Genomic DNA, 11,803 nt, shown 5'->3' with positions numbered 1-11,803 from the left:
GCCCCGCCTTGTGACACACCGGCGGCGAAAGTCTTTCAATTATAAGAAGGAATTGGGACAGCTTTTGGACAGCGGGCGGCCGCGCCTGCGGCGCGCGAAATCCGCAGTCTAGGCCAGATGCGCGTCGGCGATCGCCACAGCCAGCGCATCGGCGGCATCGGCGCCGGCGATCTGCACGCCCGGCAGCAGGATTTTGACCATGGCCTGCACCTGCGTCTTGTCCGCCCCGCCCGTGCCGACCACGGCCTTCTTGACCAGCCGCGCGGCATGTTCGTTGACCGCCAGCCCGGCGGCCCCGCAAGCGGCCAGCACGCAGCCGCGCGCCTGCGCCAGCTTGAGCGTCGATTGCGGGTTCTTGTTGACGAAGACTTCTTCGGCTGCCGCGCGGTCGGGCCGGTGCGCGGCGATGACGTCGGCCAGCGCCGCCTGCAGGCCTGCCAGCCGCGCCGCCATCGGGGCCCTGGCGTCGGTCGGTACCTGGCCATTGGCGATATGCACGATGCGCGACCCCTCGGTGCGGATCACGCCCCAGCCGGTGCAACTGAGCGAAGGGTCAAGGCCAAGGATCAGCGCCATGCGGCTTGGCCCCCGCGCCGTGTCAGCCCGGCAGGCCGATGCGCCAGCCGAGCCGCCAGGCCAGGGCCAGCAGGAATGCGGCGCCCAGTACGCCGGCCAAGGCCCATTCGCGCCAGGTCAGCTGTCCAGCTTTTCCATCACCTCGTCGGAGATGTCGTAATTGCCCCACACGGTCTGCACGTCGTCATCGTCGTCCAGCGCGTCGATCAGCTTGAGCAGCGTGCTCGCGTTCTTTTCGTCCATGTCGACGGTCAGGTTGGGCTTCCACGCCAGCTTGACCGTCTCGGCCTCGCCCAGCGCCTTCTCGAGATCGGCCGCGACCTGGTGCAGGTCTTCGGCGGCGGTCCAGATTTCGTGGCCATCATCGCTCGAGGCGATATCTTCCGCGCCCGCTTCCATCGCCGCTTCGAGGACCTTTTCCTCGCCGCCGGCCTCGGCCGGGTAGAAGATGAAGCCCAGCCGGTCGAAGCCGTGCGCAACGCTACCCTCGGTGCCCAGATTGCCGCCGTTCTTCGAAAAGGCGGTGCGCACGGCGGTGGCGGTGCGGTTGCGATTGTCGGTCAGCGCCTCGACGATGATCGCGCTGCCGCCCGGGCCGTAGCCTTCGTAGCGCACTTCCTCGTAGCTTTCGCCGTCCTGCGCGCTGGCCTTGTCGATCGCGCGCTGGATGTTGTCCTTGGGCATCGACTGCGCCTTGGCGGCATTGACGGCCAGCCGCAGGCGCGGGTTCATGTCGGGATCGGGCATGCCCATTTTCGCCGCCACGGTGATTTCGCGGCTGAGCTTGGAAAACATCGCGCTGCGCTTCTTGTCCTGCGCGCCCTTGCGATGCATGATGTTCTTGAATTTGGAATGGCCGGCCATGGTTTCGCTTTGCGTAGCTGAAATGGTTGGAATCAGAGGGTCGCCTTAGCCTCATGCACGCCGCAACGACAAGTCTTGCGCCCGCGAATTCGATGCGCGGCGAATGGCGGCGGTTTGCCGCCTTCCTGAAGCGCCCGACGCTCCCCGAGCGGGCCCCGCTGCCGCAGGCGGCCGGCCTGCGCGCGGTCGTCTGGCTGGTGTTGCTGGACCTGCTGGTCATGGCCGCGCTGCTGGGCGTTGCAGGCGCGGTGATGGCCGCCGGGGTGAGCTTGCCGGAAACCGCGCTCGCCGGAATGGAAATCGGCACCGGGATCATCCTGGCCGTGGTGGTGATCGCCCCGCTGACCGAGGAAATCGCCTTTCGCGGCTGGCTGTCGGGCCGCCCCGGGCATATCTTCGGCCTGCTGGCGGGGGCCCTGGCTGCCATGGTGGCGGGGCTGGCAGCCATGGCCTTTTTCGGCGCGGCGTTGGCGACGGCCGGGATTGTCGCGCTGGCGGCAGGCACGCTGGTGGCGCTGGCGGTCGTCTACCGCTTGCGGCATCGCAATACGATCGGCTGGTTCAGGCGCCTGTTCCCAGCGCTGTTCTGGCTCAGCACGCTGGGCTTTTCGCTGGTGCACCTGACCAATTTCCCCGCCGACCAGCTGGCCACCGCACTGCCGCTGGTCCTGCCGCAATTCGTGACCGGCACGATCCTGGGCTATGCGCGCGTGCACTACGGCCTGTGGGCAAGCGTGCTGCTGCACATGCTCCACAATGGCGCGATCATCGCGTTGGTGCTGGCGGCCAGCAGCGCGGCCTGATCAGACCTTGACCGCAGTCCCGCTGGCGCTGACCATCAGCATCGAGCCGGTGTCGCCGATGACCTCGTAGTCGAGATCCACCCCGACCACCGCATTGCCCCCGCGCGAGCCGCATTCGGCCTGCAGTTCCTCGATCGCCTGCTCGCGTGCATCGCGCAGGATCCGCTCGTAGCTGCCCGAGCGGCCACCGACGATATCGCGGATATTGGCGAACAGGTCGCGGAACAGGTTCGCGCCCACGATCACCTCGCCGGTGACGATGCCGAGATATTCCTGGATCGGCTTGCCCTCGATCGTGGGCGTGGTGGTCACGGTGATCCCGCGCGCGTCTTTCCAGGGGCTGGGCATGTTCTGTCTCCTCACTTGAGCTGTGTTAGACAGATATTACGCCAGCGTGTCAGGTCAACCGTTGACCACGATCCCGCCATTGGGATGCAGCACCTGTCCCGACATGTAGGAACTGTCATCGCAGGCGAGGAACAGGAAAGCGGGGGCCACTTCGTTGGGCTCGCCCGGACGCCCCATCGGCGTATCCTCGCCGAAATCGTCCATGTTCTCGGGCGGCTGGCCGCCGCAGGGATTGAGCGGGGTCCAGATCGGCCCCGGGGCGACCGCATTGACCCGGATGCCGTCCGCCACGAGGTTTTCCGACAGCGAGCGGGTGAAGGCGGTGATCGCGCCCTTGGTGGCACTGTAGTCGAGCAGGATCGGCGCGCCCTTGTACATGGTCACGCTGGTGCAGTTCACGATCGCCGCACCACGCTGCAGGTGCGGGCGTGCCGCCTGGACGAGGTAGAACATCGAGAAGATGTTGGTCTGGAAGGTGCGCTGCAATTGCTCGGCCGTGATATCCGTCACGTCCTCGTCGGGGTGCTGTTCGCCGGCATTGTTGACCAGCACATCCAGCCGGCCCCATTTGCCGATCACCGCATCGACCAATCCGCGGCAATGGTCGGGATCGCCCAAATCGCCCGCCGACAGCAGCACTTCGGCGCCCTCGGCCTCACACGCTTCGCGGGTGATCCGCGCATCGTCATGCTCTTCGAGATAGGCGATGGCGACCTTCGCACCCTCGCGCGCGAACAGCACGGCAGTGGCCCGGCCGATGCCGCTATCGCCGCCGGTGACAATCGCCACCTTGCCTGCGAGACGGCCCGAACCGGGGTAGCGCGGCTGCCATTGAGGCTGGCGATCCAGCGCGCTTTCGTGCCCCGGCATGCGGGGCTCCTCGCTGGTTTCCTCGACGAATGCGGTATCGACATGCTGCGGATCGGCCATGGGTGAAAACTCCTTTCACCCGACCAACACAGCAGCTTCCCGCCCCGTTCCGGCAGCCCGCCGCAGCCAGGCCTCAACCCATGCCGAGCGCGGCCTTGTAGGTATCGAGGATGGTTTCCTGTTCGCTGCGCTCGTCGGGCTTCATCTTCCGCAGGCGGATGATCTGGCGCATGATCTTGGTATCGTACCCGACCGCCTTGGATTCGGCGTACACGTCGCGAATGTCGTCGGCGATGCCCTTCTTCTCTTCCTCGAGGCGCTCGATACGCTCGATCAGCAGGCGCAGGCGGTCGTCGGTGGCTTCGGCCATGTTCGGGGTGTGCTCCGGTAAGAAATGAGAATCGGTTGGCGGTGCGATAGCCATCAGGCGATGCAGGGTGAAGGCGCCGACTCGTTACTCCACGCGATTTTTCGCAATGCTCGCCTCCATCCGCGCCAGCTGTTCCTCGGTCGCGGGCGCTTGGCGGGTGGCCTTCCATTCCTCCTGCGGCATGCCGTGGATCAGCGCGCGCGCGGCCGCCTTGTCGCCTTCGAAACCCGCGTCGCGGATCCAGTCGGCCAGACAATTGCGGCAGAAGCCCGATAGCCCCATCAGGTCGATATTCTGCGCGTCGTGGCGGTGCTGCAAATGCCGCACGAGCCGGCGGAAGGCCGCTGCCGCTACGGCATCGGGCAGCGTATCGAGCGCATCGTGTGCATTCGTCGTCATGATCGTATCGTCCTTGCTTTGTCGCACACCGCTGCCATAGGCGATGTCCATGGCCAAATCCGCCCCCAAGCTCGATCCTCGTGGCCGCAAGGTCAAGATCCTCGCAACCGTCGGCCCCGCCAGCCGCTCTCCCGAAATGCTCGCCCGGCTGTTCAAGGCCGGGGTCGACGCCTTCCGCGTCAACATGAGCCATGGCGAGCATGCCGATCACGCGCAGACGATCGAAACGATCCGCACGCTGGAAAAGCAGTTCATGCGACCGATCGCGATCCTTGCGGACCTGCAGGGGCCCAAGCTGCGGGTGGGCAAGTTCAAGGACGGGCAAGCGGTCATCCGGCATTCGGGCCACTTCACGCTCGACCGCAATCCCGAACCCGGCGACGACACGCGCGTCGAGCTGCCGCATCCCGAACTGTTCGGCCTGCTCGCCAAGGGCCAGCGGCTACTGATCAACGATGGCAAGATCCGCCTGCGGGTGATCCGCGCGGACGAAAACGAAATTCTCTGCTCGGCCGAAGTCGGCGGGGTCATTTCCGACCGCAAGGGCGTCAACGTGCCCGATGCCGAAGTGCCGATCCCCGCGCTGACCGACAAGGACCGCAAGGATCTGGCCTTCGCCATGGCGCAGGGGGTCGACTGGATCGGCCTGTCCTTCGTCCAGCGCCCCGAAGACCTTGCCGAGGCGCGCAAGCTGATGGGCGGCTACGGCGCGCTGTGCGCCAAGATCGAAAAGCCGATGGCAGTGCACCGGCTCGATGAAATCATCGACATGAGCGACGGCATCATGGTCGCCCGCGGCGACCTGGGCGTCGAGCTCGAGCCGCAGGAAGTCCCGCCGCTGCAGAAGAAGATCGTCAATGCGACGCGGCTCAAGGGCAAGCCCGTGATCGTTGCGACGCAGATGCTCGAAAGCATGATCGAAAGCCCCGCCCCGACGCGCGCCGAAGTCTCCGACGTGGCCAATGCGGTCTATGACGGGGCCGATTGCGTCATGCTGTCGGCCGAAACCGCGGCGGGCGACTGGCCCGAGGAAGCGGTCACGATCATGCACAAGATCGCACGGCAGGTCGAAGCCGACGAAGCCTATCTCGACCGCGTGCGTTTCCTCGACACGCCGCCCGATGCGACCACCGCCGATGCGTTGGCGCATGCCTGCATGACGGTGGCCGATACGGTCCCGATCAGCGCAATAACCGTGTTCACCGGTTCGGGTTCGACCGCGCGGCGCGTGGCGCGCGAACGGCCCAGCGTGCCGATGCTGGTGCTGACGCCGAGCATGAAGACTGCGCGCCGGCTGGGCCTGCTGTGGGGCGCGCATGCCGTGGCGACCAAGGACATCGGCAGTTTCGAGGAAATGATTGCCAAGGGCAAGCGCATGGCGCTGCGCCACGGCTTCAGCGCTGCAGGCAGCAAGCTGATCGCCCTGGCCGGGGTGCCTTTCGGAACGCCGGGATCGACCAATCTGATGCATGTGGTGACCGTGAGCGGCGACGAGCTCGACAAGCACGGCGGCTGATGCCGCGGCAGGCGGGCGCGCGTTGCCCCGCCTGCCGCCGCTTGCCCAGCCGCTCAGCCGCTGAGCCGCTCAGCCGCTCAGCGCAACGAAAGCGATCGCCCCCAGCAGCACCACGGCGGCGATGATGATCGCGGCCAGCTCGGCCGTGGTCAGCCGGTCGACATGTTCGGCACGGAAAGCGCGATAGTTCGCGCGCAGCTCGTCCTTGCTCGACAGGCTGGCGACCTCGAAGGCGGTCGCCTCCTTGGTAAACCAGCGTTTCAGCTCGGCGCGCTCGGTCTCGGCGATGGCGGGATAGCGGTGCAGCAGCGCTTCGATCCGGTCGAAGCGGTCGTGGACGGCAGAGCCGCCGTCGGTTGGAATAGTCATCTGTCTTGTCCTGTCTGAACGGGAATGCGCGCCCGGTGGGACGCGTGGCGATTCAGATCAGGTGCGGGGGTCCGCGGGGGTCGGCGATGGACCGCGGCGGGGGGCGCAGCGGCGGGCCGCGAACGCGATGCGCCGCCCAGCGCTGGGGTGTTGCAGGCGCCGCCGCCAGCGCCAGGGGCGGCAGTGCAGCGGCATCGGCCAGCCGCTTGTCGGGACATGGCGCCGCGAGCGTGCAGACCTGCGCCGTCTCGCCCTCGCCCGGCGGCAGCGTGACATCCGCCGTGGCTGCGCTGAACACCGCGCCGCGCCCGCGATCGGGCGAGATCGGCTGATGCGGCAGTGCCTGCGCGCACAGCACTGCCAGCAGCAGCGCGGCGCACAGGCGCAGGGGCCATCGGCAGAGGTAAGCAAGCATGACCGCGAAGAACTGGGGAGCCGGAGCGCGCGCTACAAGGCCGCGGCGCGCTCTTTCATGATCCGCTTGCCGCGCGCATCGACCAGGCGGAAGGCCTTGAACACGGGGAAGTCGCGATCGACGCGCCCGTCGTGCCCGAGCATCCAGAGCTGCTGGTAGAACCAGTAGATTCCGGCGAAACCGCTGATCGCCTTGACCATCTGGAAGCGCTTCAGGAAGCCGAGCCATTCGGGCACCAGATCGAGGTCGTCCTCATATCGTGCCAGCTGCTCCGCGCCTTCGAGCAGCCGTGCGGGTGCATCGGTATCGACGCAGAGCGGGCGGCCCAGGCCGATCACATCGGCCGCGCCGCTGGTCAGCGCTTGCTCCATCGCCGCGCGGCTGCGAAAGCCCCCGGTGACCATCAGCGGGACCGAAACCTCGGCCTGCATGGCCTTGGCGAAATCGACGAAATAGGCCTCGCGCGCCGCGGTCGAGGGCGCGACGACCTGTTCGTCCTCGGCTTCCTGACCGGCCACGCCCAGCAGCTTGGGCTGTTCGTAGGTGCCGCCCGAAATCTCGATCAGATCGACCGAAGCCGCCTCGAGCCAGCGGACCACCTTCAGGCTGTCGCTGAAATCGAACCCGCCTTTCTGGAAGTCGGCGCTGTTGAGCTTGACCGAGACCGGGAACCCTGGCCCCACGGCCGCGCGCACCGCGGCGACGATGTCGAGCAGGAACCGCGCGCGGTTTTCCAGGCTGCCGCCATATTCATCGGTCCGCCGGTTCACGCGCGGCGAGAGGAATTGCGACACCAGATAGCCATGCGCCCCGTGCACCTGCACGCCGGTGAAACCCGCATCCTTGCACGCGCGCGCCGCGATGGCCCAGCGCGCGACCAGATCGGCGATTTCCGCCGTTGTCAGCGGCGTCGGCTTGCCGAACTGCCCCCCGGGGAGCGCCAAGGCGACGTCGGAAGAGGATTTGGGGTGCGGATTGACCACCTTCTGCGTCTGGCGGCCGCCATGGCTGATCTGCGCCCAGAAGTGATTGCCTTGCCGGGTTGCCGCCTGCGCCCAGCGGGCCAGCCGCGCCTGCATGTCGGCATCGGGTTCGCACTCGATCACGACATTGCCGGGCCGTTCGAGATGGTCGGCATCGACGATGATGTTGCCCGACAGCAGCATGCCCGAACCACCATCGGCCCAGATCCCGTAAAGCCGCTCGAGTTCGGGCGTGGGGCGTCCGTCGGGAGTGGCGAGCCCCTCGGTCATCGCGGCCTTCGCCAGCCGGTTGGGCAGCACGGCGCCGCACGGCAGTTCCAGCTCGGATCCCAAAGTCACGGCCATGATCGCGTTTCCCCTACCCTTGCGCGGCTTGCTCCAGCCGCTCGCGTGCCCGCGTCTCTCCGATCAGCGGCAGCAATTCGCCCATGTCGGGCCCATGGTCCATTCCCGTCAAGGCCTGGCGCAGCGGCAGGAACAATTGCTTGCCCTTGCGTCCGGTCGCTTCCTTGAGCGCCGCGGTCAGCGCGCGCCAGGGATCATCGCCCCAGGCGAACAGCCGCACCGCCTCGGCCAGATAGGCGCGGTCTTCATCCGCGAACTCGCGCCGCTCGATCGGACCGGTCACCAGCCGCCACCATTCGGCAGCCTCGCCGACCAGCGCGAGATTGGGCCGGATCGCGTGCCAGCCGGCGGCGTCCATCCCCGCGGGCAGGCGGTCGGCGACCGCGGCGTGGTCCATCTGGTGGACCAGCGCGGCGTTGATCCGCTCCAGTTCGGTTTCGTCGAACTTCGCCGGGGCACGGCCGAAGGTCGCCAGGTCGAAGGTTTCGAGCAGCGCGCCCCGGTCGGCGATCGGCTCGACCGGAAGCGACGTGCCCAGCCGCGCGAGCAGCGCGACGATCGCCTGCGGCTCGAACCCGCGCTCGCGGAAGGCATCGCAGCCCAGCGAACCGAGCCGTTTCGACAATTTGCCTTCCTTGCCGACCAGCAGCGCCTCATGCGCGAACCGGGGCATTTGCGCCGCACCATCGCCCGCGGCGATAAGCGCGCCGAACATTCTGGATCTGCACCGCGGTGTTGCTGACATGGTCTTCGCCGCGCAGCACGTTGGTCACCCCCATCGCGAGATCGTCGACCGCGCTGGGAAGCATGTAGAGCCAGCTGCCGTCGGCGCGGCGGATGACCGGATCGGACAGCTGGGCGGGATCGAACTTCTGCGGCCCGCGGATGCCGTCGTGCCAGCTGATGGCTTCGCCGTGGTCGAGCTTGAACCGCCAGTGCGGGGTGATGCCCTCGGCCTCCTTGGCCGCGCGCTCCGCGTCGCCCAGTTCCAGCGCGCCGCGATCGTAGATCGGCGGCAGACCCCGCCCGAGGCGGATCTTGCGCTTCAGCTCGAGTTCCTGCTGCGTCTCGTAACAGGGATAGACCCGCCCAGCCTCGCGCAGCGTGTCGAACGCCGCCTGGTAGCCGGCGAGCCGGTCCGACTGCCGCTCCTCGCCATCGCTCGCGAGCCCCAGCCAGCCGAGATCGCTGCGGATCGCGTCGACGAATTCCTCGCGGCTGCGGTCGGCGTCGGTATCATCGATCCGCAGCAGGAAGCGGCCGCCCGCCTGCTTGGCGAGCATCCAGTTGTGGAGCGCGGTGCGAATGTTGCCGACATGGAGGCGCCCGGTGGGCGAAGGGGCGAAGCGTGTGACGATGGTCATGCGCGCGCCGATAGCCGAGGCCGGCGCACTTGGCGAGCGTTCAGCCGGTCCCCGCGCTGCGCCGCTTGAGCGCGGCCTCGCGCGCCTTGCGGTAATCGAGGATGCCGCTGGCATCGGCCTTCATCGCGGCCTCGACCGCATCGGCGGTGGCGAAGTTCTCTCCCGGCACAGGTTCGCAGATCAGATAGCCCTGCGCTTCCTGGCACCCCAGTTCGCGCAGCAAATCGAGCTGGCCGCGCGTTTCGACGCCTTCGGCAGTCGCCGCCATCCCCAGCGCTTCGGCCAGCCGGGTGATGCTGGAAACGATCGCCTTATTGTCCGAACAGGTTTCGATTCCCTCGACGAAATCCTTGTCGATCTTGATCCGGTCGAAGGGAAAGCGGCGCAGGTAGCTGAGCGAGGAATAGCCCACGCCGAAATCATCGAGCGCGATCTTGGCGCCGAGCTCGCGCAGCTTTTCCAGATTGCCGACACAGACATTGCTCTTCTGCATCAGCACGTGTTCGGTAATTTCGAATTCAACGCGCGCGGGCCGGATGCCGTAGGCGTGGATCGCCCGCGCGACGACATCGACCAGATGCGGGCTGCGCACCTGCGTCGGCGAAAGGTTGATCGCGATGCGGAAATCGCCGCTCCAGCGCGAGGTTTCTTCCAGCGCCTTGCGGATCACCCATTCGCCGATCGGCACGATCATCCCGGTTTCCTCGGCCACGCCCAGGAAATCGTCGGGCCGGACCACGCCGCGCTGCGGATGGTACCAGCGCAGCAACGCTTCGTATCCCGACACCTGGCCCGAATCGAGATCGATCACCGGCTGGTAGTGGATGTTCAGCTGGTCACGCGCGACCGCTTCGCGCAGATCGGTCTCGATCTCGCGTCGTTCGCGCGCGGCATGGTCCATCGCATGGTCGTAAAGGGCGATGGTGTCGCGCCCCTTCGCCTTGGCGGCGAAAAGCGCCAGGTCCGCGCGGCGCATCAGCTCTTCCGCCTCGCCGCAGCCATCGGAGCGCTTGGCAATGCCGATGCTGCCCGAGATCCGGTAACTGTGCCCGTCGATTTCGAACGGTTCGCGGATCACGGCGAGGAACCGGTGCGCGCGTTCGATCAGCATCCCTGCCCCGGCACGCGTTTCGAGCAGGACGGCGAACTCGTCCCCGCCCAGCCGCGCGACGAGGTCCTGCCCGCGCACTTCCTTTTCGAGCCGGGTGCCGACCTCGCGCAGCAGGCGATCGCCGACCAGGTGCCCCCGCGTGTCGTTGACCGCCTTGAAATTGTCGAGGTCGAGGTAGAACAGCACGACGTTCTGCGGCTGGTCGTCCTGCGACAGGGCCGACCGCAGCCGTTCGTTGAACAGGTAGCGATTGGCGAGGCCGGTGAGATTGTCGTAATGCGCCATGAAGGCGACGCGGTCTTCGGACAGCCGGTCACCGGTGACATCGCGCGCGACCCCGCTCATCCGCCCGTCGCTGCGCGGCCGCGCGGAAAGCTTCCAGTAGCGCACGCCGTCGTCGACCCTGACTTTGATCACGAAATCGCGGAACCGGCTGTGTTCGAGCAGATGCCGCTCAAGCCGGTCGCGGTCCTCGCCCGGGGCGAACATGTCGAGCAGCGCCATGCCTTCGAGCTCGTGGACCGCCTTGCCCGCCGCCTCGGCAAAGCGCCGCGACACGTCGCGCAGCTTGCCCGCGGGATCGACGGTCCACAGCCAGTCGGACGAATGCTCCTCGTAATCGTAGAGCAGCATGCGCACCGTGCCCGCCGCCTCGCGCCGGCTGATTTCTGCGCGGGCCGCCGCGATGATCTGGCCGTTCTGCGCCTGGACCGAACAGACCAGCGCGAGCACGAACACCGCAAGCAGCAGCAACGCCGGCCAACCGCCGCTGCCCGCCTGGATCATGGTGGCGACCGCGATCGAAGCGGTTAGCAGCGCGATGTGGACGCGGGCGGCAGACGGGGCGGTGCGGTAAACCAGCAGGACCCCGCTGAGCAGGGTGATGGCGATGACCGCGAGCACGGCGGCCGTCAGCCCCTCGGCGGCGGTTGCCAGATAGGGGATCATCGCCGCCCAGATCGCGGAACTGAGCCATTCCAGCGCCATCAGCCGGCGCCAGTGGTCGCGCAGGTCGGCCAGCGTCGCGTCTGCGCAGGTGAACCGGTAGTCGGCGATGATCTGGACCACGATCGCGCTCACCAATGCGCCCGCCCAGCCGAGCAGGACGGCCAGCGGAACGCGGTCGCTGAACATGTAGATCAGCGCGATCATCGAGCCGAGCGACGGGAGCAGCGCCAGCCGGGCGCCGGCGCGGAAATCTTCCATCCGGCGGGTCAGCAGCAGGCGCGCGACGGCTTCGCTCGTGCCTTCCTTCCCGTCAGCTTCCGGCAGTTCGCTTGCGAACTCCGCCATGTTCGCGCTCCCCCCGCGCCTGTGGTGGCCGCGCGGGGCGGCAACACGATGGTTCACCGTGCATTTACAACAAGTTTGCGTCAAGCGCCAACTACTTGCAGAAGCCGGCCAAGTATAATCCGTTCCGGCAAAGAAAAGGCCCCGCCGGATTGCTCCGACGGGGCCAATGTTGTGCGC

The 11,803-nt window shown here is 67.2% G+C and carries 12 protein-coding genes and 1 pseudogene; 2 read left to right on the top strand and 11 right to left on the bottom strand.

Translation table 11 applies throughout. The features are described from left to right. Positions 1-108: 108 nt before the first annotated feature. Both ruvC and SJY12_RS11565 read right to left on the bottom strand, forming a co-directional pair. Positions 109-576, bottom strand: coding sequence for a crossover junction endodeoxyribonuclease RuvC (ruvC, locus tag SJY12_RS11570; RefSeq protein WP_063513106.1), 468 nt, complete (start codon positions 574-576; stop codon positions 109-111). Positions 577-693: 117 nt separating this feature from the next. Next, positions 694-1,440 carry a YebC/PmpR family DNA-binding transcriptional regulator gene (locus SJY12_RS11565; RefSeq protein WP_050601765.1) on the bottom strand — a complete coding sequence of 249 codons (747 nt, stop codon included), beginning with the start codon at positions 1,438-1,440 and terminating at the stop codon, positions 694-696. Between the two features lie 92 nt (positions 1,441-1,532). On the opposite strand from SJY12_RS11565, the gene SJY12_RS11560 reads away from it, so the two are divergent. Next, positions 1,533-2,243 (top strand): type II CAAX prenyl endopeptidase Rce1 family protein, encoded by a 711-nt coding sequence (locus tag SJY12_RS11560; protein ID WP_397505424.1) that lies wholly within the window; start codon positions 1,533-1,535, stop codon positions 2,241-2,243. Here the strand turns inward: SJY12_RS11560 and SJY12_RS11555 are convergent, their stop codons facing one another. From SJY12_RS11555 to SJY12_RS11540, 4 genes are all read right to left on the bottom strand, one after another. Continuing rightward, positions 2,244-2,561 carry a heavy metal-binding domain-containing protein gene (locus SJY12_RS11555; RefSeq protein WP_050601844.1) on the bottom strand — a complete coding sequence of 106 codons (318 nt, stop codon included), beginning with the start codon at positions 2,559-2,561 and terminating at the stop codon, positions 2,244-2,246. Positions 2,562-2,645: 84 nt separating this feature from the next. Further along, the gene (locus SJY12_RS11550; protein WP_082850761.1) at positions 2,646-3,521 is read right to left on the bottom strand and encodes an SDR family oxidoreductase; all 876 of its coding nucleotides are present in this window, start codon (positions 3,519-3,521) and stop codon (positions 2,646-2,648) included. A gap of 73 nt (positions 3,522-3,594) precedes the next feature. After that, the gene (locus SJY12_RS11545) at positions 3,595-3,831 is read right to left on the bottom strand and encodes a DUF2312 domain-containing protein (protein ID WP_050601763.1); all 237 of its coding nucleotides are present in this window, start codon (positions 3,829-3,831) and stop codon (positions 3,595-3,597) included. An 84-nt stretch (positions 3,832-3,915) separates the two neighbouring features. Then, positions 3,916-4,230, bottom strand: a complete 315-nt coding sequence (locus SJY12_RS11540; protein WP_397506704.1) for a DUF1244 domain-containing protein — start codon at positions 4,228-4,230, stop codon at positions 3,916-3,918. Between the two features lie 49 nt (positions 4,231-4,279). Here SJY12_RS11540 and pyk point away from each other — a divergent pair, with 49 nt between their 5' ends. Then, positions 4,280-5,746, top strand: a complete 1,467-nt coding sequence (gene pyk / locus SJY12_RS11535) for a pyruvate kinase (RefSeq protein WP_397505423.1) — start codon at positions 4,280-4,282, stop codon at positions 5,744-5,746. A gap of 69 nt (positions 5,747-5,815) precedes the next feature. Here the strand turns inward: pyk and SJY12_RS11530 are convergent, their stop codons facing one another. The 5 genes and pseudogenes from SJY12_RS11530 to SJY12_RS11510 all read right to left on the bottom strand — a co-directional run bounded on the left by SJY12_RS11530 (position 5,816) and on the right by SJY12_RS11510 (position 11,626). Further along, complete coding sequence (locus tag SJY12_RS11530) at positions 5,816-6,115, bottom strand: hypothetical protein (RefSeq protein WP_397505422.1); 300 nt, start codon at positions 6,113-6,115, stop codon at positions 5,816-5,818. A gap of 52 nt (positions 6,116-6,167) precedes the next feature. Then, complete coding sequence (locus SJY12_RS11525) at positions 6,168-6,530, bottom strand: hypothetical protein (protein ID WP_348347315.1); 363 nt, start codon at positions 6,528-6,530, stop codon at positions 6,168-6,170. Between the two features lie 32 nt (positions 6,531-6,562). Further along, a complete protein-coding gene (locus tag SJY12_RS11520; protein ID WP_397505421.1) occupies positions 6,563-7,858 on the bottom strand; it encodes an NADH:flavin oxidoreductase/NADH oxidase family protein in 1,296 nt (431 codons plus the stop codon). A gap of 13 nt (positions 7,859-7,871) precedes the next feature. Then, a pseudogene (gene gltX, locus SJY12_RS11515) lies at positions 7,872-9,222 on the bottom strand (glutamate--tRNA ligase). Between the two features lie 40 nt (positions 9,223-9,262). Next, the gene (locus SJY12_RS11510; RefSeq protein WP_397505420.1) at positions 9,263-11,626 is read right to left on the bottom strand and encodes a putative bifunctional diguanylate cyclase/phosphodiesterase; all 2,364 of its coding nucleotides are present in this window, start codon (positions 11,624-11,626) and stop codon (positions 9,263-9,265) included. Positions 11,627-11,803 lie beyond the last annotated feature (177 nt).

This window comes from Qipengyuania sp. R86523, assembly GCF_044596365.1.
In the GTDB taxonomy this organism is placed as follows: domain Bacteria; phylum Pseudomonadota; class Alphaproteobacteria; order Sphingomonadales; family Sphingomonadaceae; genus Qipengyuania; species Qipengyuania citrea.
Note: the sequence above shows the minus strand (reverse complement) of the source record. Positions and strands in the feature narration are given on the sequence as shown.

Bases quoted from the DNA above. Each gene is read 5' to 3' on its own strand.
- ruvC (WP_063513106.1), bottom strand. From the start codon at position 576: ATGGCGCTGATCCTTGGCCTTGACCCTTCGCTCAGTTGCACCGGCTGG.
- SJY12_RS11565 (WP_050601765.1), bottom strand. From the start codon at position 1,440: ATGGCCGGCCATTCCAAATTCAAGAACATCATGCATCGCAAGGGCGCG.
- SJY12_RS11560 (WP_397505424.1), top strand. From the start codon at position 1,533: ATGCGCGGCGAATGGCGGCGGTTTGCCGCCTTCCTGAAGCGCCCGACG.
- SJY12_RS11550 (WP_082850761.1), bottom strand. From the start codon at position 3,521: ATGGCCGATCCGCAGCATGTCGATACCGCATTCGTCGAGGAAACCAGC.
- SJY12_RS11545 (WP_050601763.1), bottom strand. From the start codon at position 3,831: ATGGCCGAAGCCACCGACGACCGCCTGCGCCTGCTGATCGAGCGTATC.
- SJY12_RS11540 (WP_397506704.1), bottom strand. From the start codon at position 4,230: ATGACGACGAATGCACACGATGCGCTCGATACGCTGCCCGATGCCGTA.
- pyk (WP_397505423.1), top strand. From the start codon at position 4,280: ATGGCCAAATCCGCCCCCAAGCTCGATCCTCGTGGCCGCAAGGTCAAG.
- SJY12_RS11530 (WP_397505422.1), bottom strand. From the start codon at position 6,115: ATGACTATTCCAACCGACGGCGGCTCTGCCGTCCACGACCGCTTCGAC.
- SJY12_RS11525 (WP_348347315.1), bottom strand. From the start codon at position 6,530: ATGCTTGCTTACCTCTGCCGATGGCCCCTGCGCCTGTGCGCCGCGCTG.
- SJY12_RS11520 (WP_397505421.1), bottom strand. From the start codon at position 7,858: ATGGCCGTGACTTTGGGATCCGAGCTGGAACTGCCGTGCGGCGCCGTG.
- SJY12_RS11510 (WP_397505420.1), bottom strand. From the start codon at position 11,626: ATGGCGGAGTTCGCAAGCGAACTGCCGGAAGCTGACGGGAAGGAAGGC.